The 17508-nt window shown below is 75.5% G+C and carries 17 protein-coding genes and 1 riboswitch; of the genes, 7 read left to right on the forward strand and 10 right to left on the reverse strand.

Going from position 1 to position 17508, the window contains the following annotated elements; translation table 11 throughout:
- Positions 1 to 8: 8 nt before the first annotated feature.
- Both GCU56_RS03865 and GCU56_RS03870 read right to left on the reverse strand, forming a co-directional pair.
- Positions 9 to 2222: a SpoIIE family protein phosphatase gene (locus GCU56_RS03865; protein WP_163480203.1), complete on the reverse strand. Its 2214-nt coding sequence runs from the start codon at positions 2220 to 2222 to the stop codon at positions 9 to 11.
- Between the two features lie 11 nt (positions 2223 to 2233).
- Entirely contained in the window at positions 2234 to 2584 is a 351-nt protein-coding gene (locus GCU56_RS03870) for an anti-sigma factor antagonist (RefSeq protein WP_163480204.1), read from the reverse strand.
- 75 nt (positions 2585 to 2659) lie between these two features.
- Here GCU56_RS03870 and GCU56_RS03875 point away from each other — a divergent pair, with 75 nt between their 5' ends.
- From GCU56_RS03875 to GCU56_RS03890, 4 genes are all read left to right on the forward strand, one after another.
- Positions 2660 to 3091, forward strand: coding sequence for an ATP-binding protein (locus tag GCU56_RS03875; RefSeq protein ID WP_163480205.1), 432 nt, complete (start codon positions 2660 to 2662; stop codon positions 3089 to 3091).
- An 11-nt stretch (positions 3092 to 3102) separates the two neighbouring features.
- Complete coding sequence (locus GCU56_RS03880; protein ID WP_163480206.1) at positions 3103 to 4626, forward strand: serine/threonine-protein kinase; 1524 nt, start codon at positions 3103 to 3105, stop codon at positions 4624 to 4626.
- Positions 4627 to 4678: 52 nt separating this feature from the next.
- Positions 4679 to 5836 carry an RtcB family protein gene (locus GCU56_RS03885; RefSeq protein WP_163480207.1) on the forward strand — a complete coding sequence of 386 codons (1158 nt, stop codon included), beginning with the start codon at positions 4679 to 4681 and terminating at the stop codon, positions 5834 to 5836.
- A 75-nt stretch (positions 5837 to 5911) separates the two neighbouring features.
- Positions 5912 to 6832 (forward strand): SDR family oxidoreductase, encoded by a 921-nt coding sequence (locus GCU56_RS03890; RefSeq protein ID WP_163480208.1) that lies wholly within the window; start codon positions 5912 to 5914, stop codon positions 6830 to 6832.
- A gap of 50 nt (positions 6833 to 6882) precedes the next feature.
- On the opposite strand, the gene GCU56_RS03895 is transcribed toward GCU56_RS03890, so the two are convergent.
- The 5 genes from GCU56_RS03895 to GCU56_RS23345 all read right to left on the reverse strand — a co-directional run bounded on the left by GCU56_RS03895 (position 6883) and on the right by GCU56_RS23345 (position 10208).
- Positions 6883 to 8223, reverse strand: a complete 1341-nt coding sequence (locus GCU56_RS03895) for an amidase (RefSeq protein ID WP_163480209.1) — start codon at positions 8221 to 8223, stop codon at positions 6883 to 6885.
- 59 nt (positions 8224 to 8282) lie between these two features.
- Complete coding sequence (locus GCU56_RS03900; protein ID WP_163480210.1) at positions 8283 to 8573, reverse strand: hypothetical protein; 291 nt, start codon at positions 8571 to 8573, stop codon at positions 8283 to 8285.
- A gap of 199 nt (positions 8574 to 8772) precedes the next feature.
- Positions 8773 to 8943, reverse strand: coding sequence for a hypothetical protein (locus GCU56_RS03905; RefSeq protein WP_163480211.1), 171 nt, complete (start codon positions 8941 to 8943; stop codon positions 8773 to 8775).
- A gap of 91 nt (positions 8944 to 9034) precedes the next feature.
- Positions 9035 to 9988, reverse strand: a complete 954-nt coding sequence (locus GCU56_RS03910; protein ID WP_163480212.1) for a D-2-hydroxyacid dehydrogenase family protein — start codon at positions 9986 to 9988, stop codon at positions 9035 to 9037.
- Between the two features lie 55 nt (positions 9989 to 10043).
- Positions 10044 to 10208: a hypothetical protein gene (locus GCU56_RS23345; RefSeq protein WP_204331425.1), complete on the reverse strand. Its 165-nt coding sequence runs from the start codon at positions 10206 to 10208 to the stop codon at positions 10044 to 10046.
- 378 nt (positions 10209 to 10586) lie between these two features.
- A riboswitch (cyclic di-AMP (ydaO/yuaA leader) is annotated at positions 10587 to 10709 on the forward strand.
- Between the two features lie 13 nt (positions 10710 to 10722).
- Between GCU56_RS23345 and GCU56_RS03915 the strand changes: the two genes are divergently transcribed.
- The gene (locus tag GCU56_RS03915) at positions 10723 to 11241 is read left to right on the forward strand and encodes a C40 family peptidase (RefSeq protein ID WP_163480213.1); all 519 of its coding nucleotides are present in this window, start codon (positions 10723 to 10725) and stop codon (positions 11239 to 11241) included.
- 51 nt (positions 11242 to 11292) lie between these two features.
- On the opposite strand, the gene GCU56_RS03920 is transcribed toward GCU56_RS03915, so the two are convergent.
- The gene (locus GCU56_RS03920; protein WP_163480214.1) at positions 11293 to 13038 is read right to left on the reverse strand and encodes a PxKF domain-containing protein; all 1746 of its coding nucleotides are present in this window, start codon (positions 13036 to 13038) and stop codon (positions 11293 to 11295) included.
- Between the two features lie 182 nt (positions 13039 to 13220).
- A complete protein-coding gene (locus tag GCU56_RS03925; protein WP_163480215.1) occupies positions 13221 to 13595 on the reverse strand; it encodes a hypothetical protein in 375 nt (124 codons plus the stop codon).
- Between the two features lie 183 nt (positions 13596 to 13778).
- Here GCU56_RS03925 and GCU56_RS03930 point away from each other — a divergent pair, with 183 nt between their 5' ends.
- Together GCU56_RS03930 and GCU56_RS03935 are read left to right on the forward strand one after the other, a co-directional pair.
- Positions 13779 to 15179, forward strand: a complete 1401-nt coding sequence (locus tag GCU56_RS03930; RefSeq protein WP_163480216.1) for an ADP-ribosylglycohydrolase family protein — start codon at positions 13779 to 13781, stop codon at positions 15177 to 15179.
- Between the two features lie 32 nt (positions 15180 to 15211).
- The gene (locus GCU56_RS03935; protein ID WP_163480217.1) at positions 15212 to 16126 is read left to right on the forward strand and encodes a carbohydrate kinase family protein; all 915 of its coding nucleotides are present in this window, start codon (positions 15212 to 15214) and stop codon (positions 16124 to 16126) included.
- Between the two features lie 82 nt (positions 16127 to 16208).
- Here GCU56_RS03935 and GCU56_RS03940 read toward each other — a convergent pair whose 3' ends face one another.
- On the reverse strand, positions 16209 to 17369 hold the full coding sequence (locus GCU56_RS03940) for a ScyD/ScyE family protein (protein ID WP_163480218.1): 1161 nt from the start codon (positions 17367 to 17369) through the stop codon (positions 16209 to 16211).
- Positions 17370 to 17508 lie beyond the last annotated feature (139 nt).

Consider the following 17508-nt stretch of genomic DNA (forward strand, 5'->3'; position numbering starts at 1 on the left):
GGCGCCGCTCAGGTGCGGCCGAGGCCGACCAGGGTGACGTCGTCGGCGTCCGGGGGGTCCAGGGCGGCGAGGACGGCGTCCAGCAGCGCCTCCGGGCCCGCCTCGGCCGTCCCCGCGGCGGCGCGGAGGGTGTCCAGCCGGTCGGGCAGCGGGACGTCGCGCCGCTCGACCAGGCCGTCGCTGTAGAGCAGCAGCCGGTCGGCGTCGACCAGCCGGGTCCGGGCCTCGGGGTAGTCGACGGTGTCGAGCAGGCCGAGGGCCGGTCCGCGGCCCTCGCGCAGCAGCGAGACCCCGGCGGCGGTCACGTGCAGCGCCGGCAGGTGCCCGGCGTTGGTCACGGCGACGTCCCCGGTCTCGGGGTCGACCTCGGCGATGACGGCGGTGGCGAGCTCGCCGGGCAGCAGCGCGGCGATCACCTCGTTGAGGGCCTGCAGCGCCGCGGCCGGGCCGCGGTCGCGGAGCAGGTGGGCGCGCAGCGCGTGCCGAAGCTGCGCGGTGATGGCCGCCGCCGCGAGCCCGTGGCCGGCCACGTCGCCGAGCACGATCGAGATCCGGCCGCTCGGCAGCGGCACCAGGTCGTACCAGTCGCCGCCCACCACGTCGGCCGTGCTGGGCCGGTAGCGGGCGGCCAGCTCCAGACCGGGCACCTCGGGCAGCTGCTCGAGCAGCAGCGTGCGCTGCAGGGCGGCGGCCAGCCGGTTGTCCTCGCCGGCCCGCTGCAGGGCCGACTCGGTGAGGTGCCCGGCCAGTGCCCGGGCGGCGGCGATCTCGTGCGGGCGCCAGGGCGGCGCCGTTCCGCGGACCGTCTCGCTCCAGGCGGCGAAGGACCGCCGGGGGGACAGCCGCGGGCCGGCGCCGGTGTCGACGGTCTTCGACGTGTGCGGGTCGCCGCCCCAGGTCACCTCGCGGACGGTCTCCGGGCGGAACCAGGCGAGGAAGTCCCCGGCACCGACCTCGACGGCGAGCAGGCCGCTGGCCGTGGCGGCGACGTCGGCGGCCCCGGGCAGCACCTGCGCCAGCGCGTCGGTGGCCGGCGCCCCGGTGGCCAGCAACGCCGGGACCAGCGCGGCGACCCGGTCGGCGGGCGGCGTCGTCCCGATCAGGTGCAGCCGCCCGTCCAGGCGGAGCGCCGCGCCACCCGCGGGCAGCAGGTCGAGCACGGTCGGCGACCCCTCGGTGAGCGCCTGCGCCGGCGCGCGCGGCGTGCGGCCCAGCGCCGCCACCAGCGCCGCCTGGCGCTCGGCCACCCCGACGACGTCGTCGCGCTCGCCGGCCTCGACCGTGGTGTGCAGCAGCAGCGAGGCCGTGCGGCCGAGGAACTCCGCCGCCGTCCGGTCGGCCACCGAGGGCCGGTGCGGGCCGGCGTAGTGGTGGCAGGCGATGAGGCCCCACAGCCGGCCGCGGTCGATCAGCGACACCGACATCGAGGAGATCACGCCCATGTTGGCGAGGTACTCCAGGTGCACCGGCGAGACGCTGCGCAGCGCGGCCCCGGAGAGGTCCAGCGGCCGCCCGGTCCGCGGATCCGTCGCCGGCCGCAACGGCACCGGGCGGTAGGTGGCGTCGGGGATCAGCCGCAGCCAGTTGGTCGTGTAGAGCGCGCGGGCCTGGGCCGGGATGTCGCTGGCGGGGTAGCGCAGGCCGAGGAAGGGGGCGAGGTCGGCACGCCGGGCCTCGGCGACCACCTCGCCGTTCCACTCCGGGTCGAAGCGGTAGACCATCACGCGGTCGAACCCGGTGAGCGTGCGGACGTCGCGGGCGAGGGTGTCGGCGAGCCCGGCCAGACCGGTGGTGGCCGACAGCCGCTGGAGCACCGCCGGCAGCCGGCGGTGCCAGGCCGCCCCGGCCTCCTCGGCGCCCTCGACCGGCTCCCACTCGGTGAGCAGCAGCCCGTCGGCGCGGGACACGACGAGGTCGAACTCGGCGCCGCGCACGGTCACCCGCAGCGGGTTGAGCTCCGCGAGGTCACCGGCCAGCCCGGCACGCAGCCGGGTGAGATCGGCGTCCCCCAGGACGGCGGAGAGGTCGTCCCCCTCGCCCAGCAGCTCCGCGGCGTTGGCCGAGGCGACGACGACGGCGAGCTCGGGCTCGGTGACCGCGAGCAGGGCGCCGTGCGGCTGGATGGCGCCGGGGACGGCGATCGGCTCGTCCGCGCAGCGCTGCAGGGCCTCGTCGCCGAGGGCCGGGACACCGGTCGGTGCGGAACTCGGCGGCGACGTCATCGCCGGCGACCCTACGGGCCGACCACTCCGTCGATGCCCCTGGCCGCCTCCACGACGGGGACCAGCGCCTGCAGCTCCAGGAGGTCGATGACCAAGCGGACCGGCCGGTTCTCCTGCGGGCAGACCACCTGGAGGGGCACGCCGCTGCCGGTGGCAGCGCGGGCGGAGCGCGCCAGTTGCCGGGCGCCGGAGGAGTCCATGAACGTCGTCTCCGTGAGGTCGATGACCATCGAACTCGGGGACGTGGCCAGCTGCGCGTCGACCGCCTCGGCCAGCCGTGGCGCCGTCGCGATGTCGAGCTCGCCGCGTACCCTCACCGCAGGGCGTCCGAGCACCGTCGTCCGCTCGATCTCGAACAGCACGGGTCGGTCCCCTCGTCGGTGTGCACTGGCTCCTCCGCAGGGTAGTTGCCGCCGACCGCGAAGGGTGATCCGCCCGTGGACATCTCGTTCACCGTCCGTCTGCCGGTGGACTCGACCAGCGTCCCGTTCGTCCGGGGGCTCTGCCGCCAGGCGCTGGAGCACCTGCAGGTCGACCCGCCCGTGGTCGACGAGGTCGCGCTGGCGCTGACCGAGGCGTGCGCCAACGTGGTCCAGCACGCGGCGGGGGACGTGGACTACGAGGTCCAGGTCGACATCGTCGACGGGACCTGCCGGATCAGCGTGTTCGACGGCGGCGACGGGTTCGACGTCGACGCGCTGCCCGCCGGCGAGGAGCGCTCCCCGCTGGACGACGGCCGCGGGCTGCTGCTCATGCAGGCGCTGGTGGACCGGTTGAGCTTCGTGCACGAGCCCGACGGCCGGCACCGGGTCACCCTGGAGAAGCGGCTGGTCCTGCACCCGCCGCTGCGCCTGGTCGACCCGGTCTGACCGTCGCGCCGATGCAGAAGGCGGGCAGCGTCCTCGAGGACCGGTACGAGCTGCAACTCCTCCTCGCCACGGGCGGGATGGGGCAGGTGTGGCGCGCCCGTGACCTCGTCCTCGGCCGGCAGGTCGCGGTCAAGGTGCTGCGCAGCGAGTACACCGGCGACGCGGTCTTCCTGACCCGCTTCCGGACCGAGGCCCGGCTCTCCGCGGGGCTCGTGCACCCCAACGTCGCCGTGCTGCACGACTACGGCGAGGTGGACGCCGGCGGGGACCGGCTGGTCTACCTGGTGATGGAGCTCGTCGAGGGCGAGCCGCTGTCGACGGTGCTGCAGCGGGAGCGGCGGCTGTCTCCGACCCGGGCCCTCGACGTGCTGCGCCAGGCCGCCGCCGGGCTGGCCGCGGCGCACGCGGCCGGGGTCGTGCACCGGGACGTCAAGCCGGGCAACGTCCTGGTCGGCGACGACGGCACCGTCAAGATCACCGATTTCGGGATCGCCTGGTCGGCGGCGAACGCGGCGGTCACCCGCACCGGCCACGTCGTCGGCACCGCCCAGTACCTCGCGCCCGAGCAGGTGGAGGGCGCGAAGGCCACCGCCGCCAGCGACGTCTACTCCTGGGGCATGGTCGCCTACGAGTGCCTGGCCGGCCGGCGTGCGTTCGACGGGGACAACCCGGTCGACGTGGCGGTGCTCCAGCTGCGGGAGACCCCGGCCCCGCTGCCGGACGACGTCCCCGAGCCGGTGCGGCGGCTGGTCGACCGGACGCTGGTCAAGGACCCGGCCGGCCGGATCGCCGACGGCGCGGCGCTGCTGGCCGCGATCGACGAGGTGGTCGCCCCGGACGGGCCCGCCCGGTTCGACACCCTGGTGATGCCCGCGGTGCGCACCGAGCCGGAGACCCGTGCCATGGCCGTGCCGCTCGGGGACGTCGGTGGTGCGCCCCAGGACCGTGCCGGGCTGCCGGACGACGACGTCCTCGACGAGGCCTCCGGCTCCCGCCGGTGGGGGGCCCGCGTGCTCGTGCCGCTGGTCGTCGCGCTGCTGGCGGTCGCGGCGGTGGCGACCGGGCTGCTCCTGGGGTCGAGCGGCGACCCGGCAGCGACCAGCGGGCCGTCGGCGGTGCCGACGCCCTCGCCCTCGTCGGTGGCCGCCGCGCCGCCGGCGCCGCTCGTGCCGCGCGTCCGGCTGGTCGCCGCGGAGCACGTCGGCCGGCCGGTGGACCGGGTCCAGGCCGAGCTCACCGGGCTGGACCTCGTCGTCGTCCTGCGGGCGGTCGAGACCACCGACGTGCCGGCGGGTGCGGTGACGGCGCTGGAACCGGTGGGTGACGTGCCCGTCGGCACCACGGTCACCGTCACCCACGCCGTCGCGCCACCCCCTCCCCCGCCTCCGCCGCCCCCGCCCGTGGTCGTCGCCCCGCCGGTGCCGGACACCGCGGGCGAGGGGGACGGGGACGACGGGGACCGGGAGGAGCGGCGCCGCGAGCGGGCCGAGGAACGCGAGGACCGGGAGCGCGATCGAGGCCGCGGCCGCGACTGACCGCGGGGCGGGAACGGCCGTGTCCGCCCTCCCGACGGGGTATGGGCCGACCGTGGAGACCATCAACGAGCGGCTGCTGAACTGGGCGTCGATCCTCGAGCCGACCACCCGCCTGCAGGCCGAGCGCACCGCGTCGATGCCGTTCATCCACCCGCACCTGGCGCTGATGCCCGACGCGCACCTGGGCATGGGCGCCACCGTCGGCTCGGTCATCCCGACCGACGGCGCGATCATCCCAGCGGCGGTCGGGGTGGACATCGGCTGCGGGATGAACGCCGTCCGCACCCAGTTCACCGCGGCCGACCTGCGCGGCCGGAACCTGGCGGTGCTGCACGAGCAGATCTCCCGGGCGGTCCCGCTGTCGGCCGGCCGGTACAACAAGAAGGTCCGCGACACCGCCGCGGCGCGGGTCGCCGAGCTGCGCGGGCTGCCCGGCGCGGACCAGGCCGACGGCGTCAGCTCGAACTGGCCGCTGCAGCTGGGCTCGCTCGGGTCGGGCAACCACTTCATCGAGGTCTCGCTGGACGAGGCCGACCGGGTGTGGCTGTTCCTGCACTCCGGCTCGCGCGGGGTGGGCAACCGGCTGGCGTCCACGCACATCCGGATCGCGCAGGAGCGCTGCCGCGGGATCGACCTGCCCGACCGCGACCTCGCCTACCTGGAGGAAGGGACGCCGGAGTTCGACGCCTACATCGAGGCGCTGCGCTGGGCCCAGCGGTTCGCCGCCCTCAACCGCGAGGAGATGATGGACCGCGTCGCCGAGCAGGTCTCACGGTTCCTCGGCACCGAGGTGGAGCGGGTCACCGAGATCAGCTGCCACCACAACTACACCGAGCGCGAGACGCACGCCGGACGGTCGGTGTGGCTGTCCCGCAAGGGCGCGATCTCGGCCCGCGCGGGGCAGGAGGGCCTGATCCCGGGGTCGATGGGGGCGGCGTCCTACGTCGTCGCCGGCAAGGGCAACGCCGACGCCCTGATGTCGGCGCCGCACGGCGCGGGCCGCAACCACTCGCGGAACGCGGCTCGGCGGCTGTTCTCCCGCGCCGACCTCGACAAGCGGATGACGGGCATCGCCTGGGGCCGCTCGGACGCCTTCCTCGACGAGCACCCGGATGCGTACAAACCGATCGACACCGTGATGGCCGACGCCGCCGACCTCGTGGAGATCCGGCACACGCTGCGCCAGGTGGTCAACGTCAAGGGCGACTGAGGACATCCGGCCCGGCGTGGGGGCCCGGGGCGGGCTAGCGTCGGCCGGGCACGGGGCCGGAGCGGGAGATGCGCGATGGGCACGCTGCTGCTGTGCGGTGGCACCGGCGTCCTCGGCGGGCGGATCGCCACGCTGCTGGCCGGGCGCGGAGTGCGTGTGCGGGTGATGGTCCGTGCGGGGAGCGACGAGAGCGCCCTGCGAGCGCTCGGCGCCGAGATCGTGACCGGCGACCTGACCGACCCGGCGAGCCTGGACCGGGCGGTGACCGATGCGGGCACGGTCGTCTCGACCGCCAACGCCATCGGGCGGCTGCTCGCCGGGCGGGCGCGCGGCCTGACCCTCGACGCCGTCGACCGCGTCGGCAACCTCGCGCTGGTGCGCGCGGCGGAGACAGCCGGCGTCGAGCGGTTCGTGTTCGTGTCGATGTCCGGGCTGAGCGCCGCCATGGTCGCCCGCTCGCCCTTCGCCGCGGCCAAGCGGCAGACGGAGCGGGCCCTGGCCGCCTCCCCGATGCCGTCGGTGGTCGTCCGGCCGAGCCGGTTCCAGGAGACGTGGCTGTCCCCGCGGACCGGCATCCACCCGGACCGGCGGCTCGCCGTGGTCTACGGGCGCGGCCGGACGCCGGAGCGATTGGTCGCCGTCGGCGACGTCGCCGAGGCCTGCGTCCGGCTGGCGCTCGCCGGCGATCCGCCGTCGACCGTGGAGGTCGGCGGGTCGGAGGCGCTCACCCGGCATCAGGTGGTCGACGGCTTCGAGAGGGAGACGGGCACCCGGTTCCGGCGGATCCGCGTGCCGCGGCCGGCGCTGGCGGCAGGGAGCCGGGCGCTGCGGCGGGCCAAGCCGGAGCTCGCCTCGATCCTCGGCATGGCCCTGACCGCCGACGAGGAGGACGACGGTGTCGGACCCGACGCGCTGCGTCGACTCGGCATCGAGCCCCGGACGACGTCGCAGGCGATCTCCGACCTGGTGCGGGAGCGTGTCGCCGCCGACGGGTGACCTGTGGCCCGGCCGGCACGGGCTGCGCCGGTGGCCGACGTCGAGGGCGACTAGGGGCGTCGGGTGTGCCAGTCGGTCGCCTCCTGGTAGGCGGCGGCGACCTGGAACAGCGTCGCCTCGTCGAACCGGCGGGCCGCGAGTGACACCCCGACCGGGTTCCCGCTCCGGGGGTGGAAGCCGATCGGCAGGCTCAGGGTGGGGCCGTCGTGCAGGGACCAGGGCACCGTGGCGCGGCCGAGCACCCCCGCCGGGTCCCAGGACGACTCCCCCGCGGCGACCGGCGCCTCCACGGGCACCACCGGGGTGACGACGACGTCGACGTCGTCGAACACCTCGGCGAGGCGCCGACGGTAGCGCTGCCGGAACTCCAGGGACCGCACGAGGTCGGTCCCGGCGACCGCCATCCCCGACGACAGGCGGGCCCGGACGTCCGGGGAGAAGTCCTGCGGGGACGCGGCCAGCCGCTCCTGGTGGAACGCCGCGCCCTCGCACCGGATGATGCGCAGGCAGTGTTCCGTGGCGTCGGCGGCCCGGAGGTCCGGGACGGCGGCGGAGGCGGTGCCCTGGTCGGCGAGCCACCGCAGGAAGTCCTCGACGAGGGCGCCGATGCCGTCGTCCAGCTCGTCGAAGAAGAAGTCGCGGGCTACCCCGGCCCGCATCCCGTCGAGGGGCTTCCCGATCAGCGCCGTCGCCGGGAGCCCGTCGCTGACCGTCGACCACGGGTCGGTCGGGTCGGGAGCCCGGAGGGCGTCCGCCAGCTGGGCGACCTGCACCGCGGAGCGGCCCATGGGGCCGACCGTGTCGATGCTGCGCCCGACCGGGACGACGCCCGACGTGGAGATCGTGCCGACGCTGGGCCGCAACCCCACGACGCCGTTGAGCGCCGCGGGGATGCGCACCGACCCCCCGGTGTCGGTGCCCAGCGCGAGGTCGCAGTAGCCGGCGGCGAGGGCGGCGCCCGGGCCCCCGCTGGACCCTCCGGCGGTGCGGTCGGTGTCCCAGGGGTTGCGGCAGGAGCCGTACCAGGGGTTCTGCGTCATCGTCCCCCACGCCAGCTCGGCCATGTTGAGCTTGGCGACCACGACCGCCCCGGCGCGCCGGAGGAGCGCGACGCTGGGCGCGTCCGATACCGCGACGTGGTCGGCGCGGTACGCCGACCCGGCCGTGGTCAGCACCCCGGCGGCGTCGATGTTGTCCTTGAGCCCCACGAGCGCCCCGTCCAGCGGACCGCGGGACTCCCCGGCGGCGCGTCGCCGGTCCGCGGCCGCGGCGGCACCGCGTGACTCCTCGATCCAGGTGATGACGGCACGGAGGTCGGCGTCGCGGGCCTGCCACCGCGCGCGGGCCTCGTCCCACCGCTGCGTCGCGGGCGTCTCGTCCGGGTCCTGCATCCCCACCTCCGGAGGTCTGGGGCGCCCGGTGGCTCCCGGGCGGTCGATCACGACGCGGCTCAGCTCGGCGCGGCTGTGCTCGCTGCGGTTCGGCTCGGCGCGCCGGGGCTCCAGCCGCTCGCGGCCAGCCAGGCCGGGAGGTCGTGGGTGTCCGGGGCGAGGGCGCGGGTGGCGGCGACGTCGCCCTGGTAGGCGGGCAGTTCGCCGAACCAGGCGAACATCGCCCGCAGGTCCTCGTCGTCGCCGAGGACGTCGAGCGGCAGGGGCTCGTAGCGTGCGCGCAGCGCGCGGGCGGTGGCACCGCCCTGCCGTCCGGTGGCGCCGACGACGGCGATCAGGGGTTCGGGCACGCGGCGGCTCCTCGGACACAGGGGTGGACCGGCACCACTGTGCCCGCCGGGTCCGACGACGTGGAGATCAGGGGGACCCGGTGCCCACTGCGAACGGGGGCGCCCAGACGCCGCGGGCCTCATCCGGGCGGCGGCCGCGGTCGGCGGACGGGTCGTGCTCGAGGCGGCTCGGCTGCCCAGCGGCTCCGGGCCGGTCAGCTCACGCGCCGAGCCGCTCCAGGGCGACGGCGACCCGCAGGCGCGCCTCGGGCACGCGGGTCTCCCCCGTCCGGAGGTGGCGGCCCAGGACGTCGGCGGCGCGCTGCAGCTCCGGGACGGACTTGGGCTGGTCGCTGTTGATCCACGCGATCAGGTCGTCGAGCTCGGTCATGGGGGCCTCCGGGCCGTTGCTTGGCGCAATGAGGGTTGCCCATGGACGGCGGCGTGCACAGGGACCAACGTCCGCAGTGATCAACTGCACGTCAGCCGGAGAGCACCCGGATGGGCTGGCCGGCGAGGAAGGCGGCGATGTCCTCGACCGCCTCGCCGTAGAAGACCGCGTAGGTGTCGCGGGTCACGTAGCCCAGGTGCGGGGTGAGCACCGTGCGCGGGGCGCGCCGCAAGGGGTGGCCGGCGGGCAGCGGCTCGCGGTCGTAGACGTCGATGCCGGCAGCGGCGACGCGGCCGGTGGTCAGCGCGTCGACCAGGGCGGTCTCGTCGACGATCGGCCCGCGGGAGGTGTTGACCAGGATCGCGGTCGGCTTCATCCGGTCGAGTTGCGGGCGGCCGACCAGCCCGCGGGTGCGGTCGGAGAGGACGAGGTGGACGGTGACGACGTCCGCGGTGGCGAACAGCGTCTCCTCCTCCACCCGGCGGACGCCGGCCGCGGCCGCGCGCTCCTCGGTCAGGTTGGGGCTCCAGGCGACGACGTCCATGTCGAAGGCCTGGCCGATGCGGGCGACCCGGGTGCCCAGCCGGCCCAGTCCGACGACGCCGAGCGTGCCGCCGGCGAGGTCGGTGCCGAGGGTCGTCTGCCAGCGGCCGGCGCGCAGGGCGGCGTCCTCCTGCGGCACCTGCCGGGCGACGGCCAGGATCAACGCCCAGGTCAGCTCGACGGTGCCGGGGGTGTGAGCGCCGGTGCCGCAGACGGTGACCCCGTGCGCGCGGGCCGCGGCGAGGTCGATGGCGGCGTTGCGCGCGCCGGTGGTGACCAGCAGGCGGAGGCGGGGCAGGCGCTCGAGCAGCGCGCGCGGGAACGGCGTCCGCTCGCGCATGGCGACCACGACGTCGAAGGGCTCGAGCCGCCGGACGAGGCGGTCGGCGTCGTCCACGTGGTCGGCGAAGAAGGCGACCTCGGCCGTCCCGGGGAGTGCGGACCAGTCGGCGGAGGCGGCGGCGACGGTCTGGTAGTCGTCGAGGACGGCGATGCGCGTCATGGCATGCGCCGGCGACCCCGGCCCGGTGTCGGGCCGGGGTCGCCGGGCGGGGAGATCAGTGGCCGCGGCCGTAGCCCCTGGTGCCGCCTGAGCCCTTCTGCTTGGCCTGGAAGTCGGCGATCATCTTCTTGATCTTGGCCTGGTTCTGCGGCTTGCGGGCCTCCTGGAGGACCTTCGCCGCGATCCCCGACGCCAGGACCTTCCTGAGCATTCCAGCCATGTCTCGGCCTCCTCGTGGTTCGTCGTGCCGGTGGTTGCCTTGATCGTGCCCGGGGAACGGCCGGGCCAACCCCTCGGGTTCCGCCGCGCCGCTGGGAGTCGCCGTCCGCACACGGTGCGTCCAGGCGCACCGTGACGTGACGAGGTTTCCCCCGGACCGCTGACCTGCGCTTCTCCGGACCGGCCGACGGGCGTCGTCCGGCGTCGGCGGTGGTCAGGACGGCGTTTCGGGGTGCGACCGGCGGTCGTCCACAGCGGGGCCCCCGTGGTCAGCGGCGCCCCCGGCACCGACCTAGCGTCTGTTCCGGCCCGGAGGGGGCCTCTCGCCACCCGAACCGTGGTGGCACCCCGCCGGACACCGCCGAACCACCGCGCCGGCCGATGGCCGGCGCCCGGACCGGGGACCCATCGCAGTCCCGGGGTGAAGCGCGATCCGTCGCGCCGGGCGACTCCCCCGCCCGAACCCGTCAGCTAACCCGGTAGGCGGTCGTGGAGAACAGGAGAACCCGTCGTCCATGACGACCGCACGCACGTCTTCAGCACGCCATCTGTTCCGCGGGATCGCCGTCGCCACCGTCGCCGGTGCCGGCATCGCACTCTCGCCGGTCGCCGCCTCCGCTGACACCGGCGGCGTCACGATCCAGTCGGTCGCCCCCGCCGCGGCGCCCGTGGCGGCTCCGAACGCCGCCGCCCAGGTCGCCGTCGACACCGCGCTCGCCCAGGTCGGCGACCGCTACGTGTACGGCGCCACCGGCCCGAACTCGTTCGACTGCTCGGGTCTGACCAGCTACTCCTACGCGGCGGCCGGGGTCACGATCCCGCGCACGTCGAAGCTGCAGTCGACGTCGGGGACCCCGGTCGCCAAGGCCGACCTCAAGCCCGGTGACCTGGTGTTCTTCTACAGCCCGGTCTCGCACGTGGGCATGTACATCGGCAACGGGCAGATGGTGCACGCCTCGACGGCGAGCAAGCCCGTCGCGGTCGTCAACCTCGACTCGATGCCCGGCTACAACACCGCGCGCCGCGTCGTCTGAGGCTCGTCCGTGCCCCGGCCGCCATCGAGCGGCCGGGGCACGGGTCCCCGGTCAGCGCAGGCGGAAGGTCGCCGTGAGGGTCGACCCGTCGCGGAACCGCAGCACCAGCTCGCGGCAGCCCGTGTCCGTGCGCGCGGTCTTCCACACGTAGCTGTAGGTCTGGGAGGCAGCGTCGTAGGTCAGGCCGGAGTTGCTGGCGGCGACGCTCTCCTCGACGGCGTCCGTGGTCGTGCCGCAGGTGGCACTGACCACCCTCGGGTACCCGGGGACAAGGACGTCGAGGCCGCGGTCGCCACCGAGGCGGAACTTCACCGGCACCGCCGAGCCCGCCTTGACAGTGTTCACGGTCGGCTGGGCATCCACCGGCGGGAAGGGCCCGGTGACGCTGTAGCCGAGCCGCCCGAAGGTCCAGGTGCTGAAGTGCGACGTCCGGACCGTCACCGCCACGTCGCCGTCCCCGGCGGCGGTACGGCTGACGAGACACGGGTCGGGCACGGCGGCGGTGGGGCCGGTGCACGCGGCCAGTGCCACGCCGTCGCGCCACACCTGCACGTCCGCCGGCGCGACCCCGCCGACGAGTGAGACGTCGAGGGTGAAGGTCACGCGGTAGGGCGCCACAGCCGTGCCGACCGGTCCCTCGATGACGACCTGCCGGCCGAACAGGGCGAACCCGGACGGGGCCGCGGCGGTGGTGGGCTGCGCGTCGACCGTGAGGGTCCCGCTGACCCCGGCCGGGACCGCGATCTGGGTCTGCAGGGGCGCGTCGGCGGTGGCCGAGGCGCCGGTGGACACGGTCTCCGGGCCGGTGACGGTGGTGTCCAGGTCGCCGGGCGCCGGAGGGTTGGCCGTCGGCAAGGGCTGCCACGCGACGTTGTACTCCTGCTGCCCTTCCGCGAGATCGCTCGGCACGACGCGCACCGCGCCGGAGCCGAGGTCCAGCACGTGGGTGCGGGTGCGCTCGTCCGGGGACTCCGCGGGGTCGGTGGCCACGAATGCCACCTGGGAGCCGTCCGGACTGAACACCGGCGACCTCGTCCGCCCGCGGTCGCCGTCCACCCGCTCGGGATCGGCGCCGTCGGTGCTCATGAGCCACAGCCCGCCAGGCTCGTCGAGCGAGTCGCTCGTCCCGCCGGTGGCGACGACCAGGAGACCACCTGCCGGGTGGACGTCGACGTCGACCTCGGTCACCGGGGTGTCAGCGACGAGCGCCACGGGCCCGCCCGTGGCGAGGACGCGGTGGACGTCGTCCGGGTGTGCGGCCGCCTGGTCGCAGACCGTGAAGTAGAGGTGACCGTCGACACCCCAGGCGGCGTCGTTCATGCAGTCGGTGTCCACCAGGAGCCGGGGCTCCCCCGAGCCGTCGGAGGCGATCACGTAGAGGTCGTCGGTGGACGTCGTGTAGGCCAGTTCGCTGCCGTCGGGGCTCCACGCGACGTCGAAGGCACGGTGGGTGGTCGGGCTGACTGGCCGACGGTCGGTCCCCGTGATGCTCGCCGTGTACACCAGCCGGGTGTCATCGACGTCGTTCCGGACGGTCACAGCGAGGCGCGTGCCGTCGGGACTGAACGCGGGCTTCCGCACGAACGTGTCTTCCCACACCAGCTGCTGCCCCGAGCCGTCCGGGTTCATGGTGTAGACGCCCGGCAGGTGGTCGGGGCCCTCATCTCGCATGACCGCGAGGAGGCCGGGCGCGCCGGGCGTCTGGGCGCCGGCGGACGGGGCCAGGGAGAGGGCGAGTGCCGCCGTCGACGTGGTCGTGACCAGCGCGACGAGTCCGCGGCGGAGGGTGGTGGTCATGGTTGGCTTCTCTCGGGAGAGCGCAGACCTCGATGCCGACCACGGTATGGCGCCGCAGGTGGCGCCGACATTGGACGATCCGGGGGTTGTACAGGCGGGATGGCATACGGGCCGGAGTGCCGACGGCGCATTCCGTCACTGCGACATCGATGCCCGTCCCGCGCACCCCGGTGGAGCGGCCATCAGCTCCGGCAGGGCGCCGCGGGGTGCTCGGCCGGCTGGAGTGAGAAGACCGCGGACTGGTCGCGCGGCCACGCCCGGAGGAACAGCAGTCCGAGCCGGGTGTTGAGGAAGGCCGCGGGGCCGCAGTCGCGGACCTGCGCGGCGAGGTGCGCGGCGTCGTGATTGCGCCAGCGCTGCAGGTCGGCGCCGAGCGCCAGGGTGACGACGTCGTCCACCGCGCCCATGACGATCACGACCTCCCAGTGCTCGGCGGCGTCGTCGCGGCACAGCTGCACGCGCGCCGGGTGCGGGGCGTGTCCGGGGGCGTGGCTGCCGCACCGCGTCAGCCCGGGCGTCCGCCGTCCCGAGGGGGACTCGAGCTCACGATCGGACATGAGGCGCTCCTCGCATCGTCGCCAGGTGAGGAGGAGCGTCTGCCCGCGCGGCGGTCGCACGAACGTCGCCGGCCACCCGGACCCCCCATCGGGGTGCCGTCGTCCTCCCCGGGGGTGGACGACGCGGTCCCGGGTGACGCACGGTCAGCGGCGGCCGGGCGCGGCTCGTTGCAGGATCGCCTGGTGACCACCACCATGCACCGCTCGCACCGGGTCGCCGGCGCCCTCGTCGGCTCGGCCGTCGGCGACGCCCTCGGCGCGCCGTTCGAGTTCGGCCCGGCGGGCGCCTTCTCCGCGCGCTTCCCCGTTCCCGCCCGGGGCGTCGAGACCGAGATGTGCGGCGGTGGTTCCCTGGGCTGGGAGCCCGGCGAGTTCACCGACGACACCCAGATGGCGCTGCTCGTCGCGACGTCCCTGGTCGAGCGCGGCGGCCTGGACGAGGCCGACCTGTTCGACCGGTTCCGCACCTGGGCGCAGGCCGACCCGCCGGACATCGGCATCCAGACCCGCGCCGTCCTCGCCTCCGGCCTGCCGTGGGACGTCGCCGCCGCCGACCACTCCACCCGCACCGGGCGGGCGGCCGGCAACGGCTCGCTGATGCGGACCACACCCGCGGCCATCCGCTTCTCGCGCGACGGGACCCAGGCGACCATGGACGCCGCCCGCCGCATCTCCGCGCTCACCCACGGCGACCCGTCGGCCGGCGAGGGCTGCGCGGTCTTCCACGAGCTGGTGCGGGTGGCCCTGGACGGCGGCGACCCGCTCGCCGCCGTCCCGGCAGCCCTCGACCAGGTGGCACCCGAGCACCGGCCCCGCTGGGCGGCCGTCCTCGACCCGCACTGGACCCCCGCCGACGCGACCGAGGCCAACGGGGCGGTGTGGCCGACGCTGGGCCAGGCGGTGTGGGCGCTGCGCCACGGCCGGGACTTCGCCGAGGTGCTGCGGCTGGTCGTCGACCTCGGTGGGGACACCGACACCGTCGCCGCGGTCTCCGGCGGCCTCGCCGGAGCGGTCCACGGCATGGGCGGCATCCCGATGCGCTGGTCGTCGGTGGTGCACGGGAAGGTGCCCGGCTTCGGCGACCGGCGGTGGGGACTGGCCGACCTGCAGCAACTGGCCGCCGCCCTCGACGGCGGCGCCCTGCAGAGCTACGACCCCGGCGTGATCCCGCGGATCGGCCCCCGGGAGGTGCTGCCCGGCATCTGGGCCGGCAACCTCGACGGTGCCCGGTACAGCGAGGCCGACTTCGCCGTCATCTCGCTCTGCCGGCTCGGCGACCCGTTCCCGCACGAGGTGCACCGGATGGCCTACCTCGCCGACAACGACCTCAACGCCGACGTCGACACCGTCCTGACCGACGTCCTCGACGACATGGCGGCCCTGCGCGCCGACGGACGCCGCATCCTCGTGCACTGCCACGGCGGGGCCTCCCGGACCGGGCTGGTGCTGCGCGGCTGGCTGGTCCGCGAGGAGGGCATGTCCGTGGCCGAGGCGACCGGGCACGTCGCCGAGCGGTGGGAACACCTCGGCCTGTGGAACGACAGCTTCACCGCCGCCCTGCACCGGCTCGAGCGGTCGCGCTGATCAACTCCCCTGCTGACGACGGGCTGCGGACCATGGAGCAGGCGGAGCCCCGATGGCCACGCCCCGCCGGGCGCGGACCCGTGGTCGCGCTGGGCAAGCTGGTGGCCGACCAGGTACTGCAGTTGTCCGCGCCGCTCGTGGTCGGCGGGCAGCAGCGGGTCGTCCGGACGACGACTGCGGGCGGAGCGCCGGCCAACGTGACGGCGGGCCTGACGCGGACCGGGGCGCCGGCGCGGATGGCGGGCTGGGCGGGTGCGGACCCGCTCGCGGACGGACTGCTGACCGCCCTGGCCGGGCGAGGGGTCGAGACGGCGGTGGTGCGCCGCGGCCGGACGCCGCTGTCGACGGTGCTGGTCCACCCGGACGGCGAGCGGACGCTGCTCACCGACCGCGGGGAGGGCCGGCTGGAGTCGGCCGACGTCCGCAGGGAGTGGGTTGCCGGCGCCGCCGTCCTCCACCTGGACGGCTACGACCTGCTGCCCGACCGGTTCCCCGACGCGCTGCGGACCGCAGCATCGCTCGCGCACGGCGCCGGAGTCCCGATCAGCGTCGACGTGGCGGCGGCCTCCCGCATCGAGCAGCACGGTGCGGACGAGTACGTCGAGCTGATCGCCGGCCTCCGGCCGGACCTCCTGTCGTGCAACGCGGCCGAGGCGGAGGTGCTGGGGCTGGTCGGCGGCCTGCCCGGATGGGCCCCCGAGCTGGTGCTGGTGCACGCCGGCGCACGGCCGACACGGGTGCTGACCCGGGCGGGGGCGGAGGAGGTGCCGGTGGCGCCCCTGCCGGAGGGGTGGCTGCGCGACACGACCGGCTGCGGGGACGCGTTCGCGGCCGGTGTGCTGGCGGGCTGGCGGGCCGGGGCGCCGGTCCTGGACGCCGTCCAGGCCGGCCACGCCATGGCCGCGGTGGTCGCCGGCGTCCTCGGCGCCCGGCCGCCGACGTCCTGACCGGCAGGCAGGCCCCTGAGCGCGACGATGGCGGCCGGTGAGCCGTTCGGCCCGCCGACCGCCATCGCGGTGTCCGGAACGGTTACGGCGTCGCCGCGAAGGCGCTGTCGCCGATCCGCTGGACCTCACCCACCCCCGGCATGCCGAGGAAGATGCCCACGCTCCACGCCGAGGCGTACAGCTCGCCGTCCTCGATCTCGAGGCCGGTCGGCATGACCACCTCGGCGGTGGCGCGCTCGCCGTCCGGCGAGATCCGGGTCATCTGCCCGACCGTCGTCGGGTCGAAGCCCTCCGGCGGCGGCCCCTCGCCCTCCGGTGCACCCTCGAGCACGTTGGAGACGTAGACCGTGCCGTGCCGGTCCACGGCCACACCGGTGACCGACGTCAGGCCCGTGATGACGTCGACCGGCTTGCCGTGCTGGTCGAGGACGTAGACCCGTCCCGCCCCGGGCACCTCGGCCCCGAGCGTGCCGACGTAGACGAGCCCGTCCGGACCCTCGGTGATCTCGGTCGGCACCGGGTCGCAGCCGGTGGTTCCCGGGTTGTTCTCCGCGGCCTCGCACCCGGGGACGTCGGTGACGACCGGCGGGACGAAGAACGTGCTGATCTCGCCGCTGTACAGGTCGATGGAGAGGACGGCGTTGGCACCGGCGTCAGCGACCAGGACGCGGTGGTCCTGGGCGAGCACCGAGAAGGGGTTCGACAGCGTGTCGGCCGGCTGCGTCTCGGCCTCGTCCAGCCACTGCTCCTGCCCGTCGGGGTTGTGCTCGAGTTCGTACGCGAGGAGGTCGAACGACCGGGTGACGTGGCCGTACGGCGTCGCCTCGACGAGCAACTGGCTGGGCCCCTCGGCCGGGGGCTCGGCGGGCGGCGGCGCGGCTCCTTCGGCCGGCGGTGGTGCCCCTTCCTCGGGTGGCGGGCCGGCCGCTTCTCCGACCGCGACGTAGAGCAGGCCGTTCTCGTGGTCGACGCCCTGCGCGTTGCCCATGCCGGTCAGCAGCGTGCGGACCTCGCCGCTGTACGGGTCCACCGAGGACACCTCGCCGCTGTCGGACTCGGCGACGACCAGCCGGTCGCCCTTGTAGCCGCTGAGCTGCCGCGGCCCGTCCAGCCCGCCCGCGATCGTCGTGACGGGCTCGCCCCCGCCGTGCCAGTCCCCGCCGTGCGCGCTCGCCGTCGCCGGGAACGCCACCACCAGGGCCAGCGTCGCCGCCGCCCCCAGGGCCGCCTTGTCGTGCCGCATACGTGTCTCCTCCAGTTGGGACCCCCCGAGAACGCGGGCGAACCTGCCAGGGACCGCGGTGGGAAGTAGAGGCCTGGAGCTGTTCCGCTTTCCGCGCCCGCGCGCGGCGTGGCGGGGCGTAGTGGCCTCCCGCACGGGG

Origin of the sequence: Geodermatophilus sabuli, from assembly GCF_010686765.1 — a bacterium.
Taxonomy (GTDB): domain Bacteria; phylum Actinomycetota; class Actinomycetes; order Mycobacteriales; family Geodermatophilaceae; genus Geodermatophilus; species Geodermatophilus sabuli_A.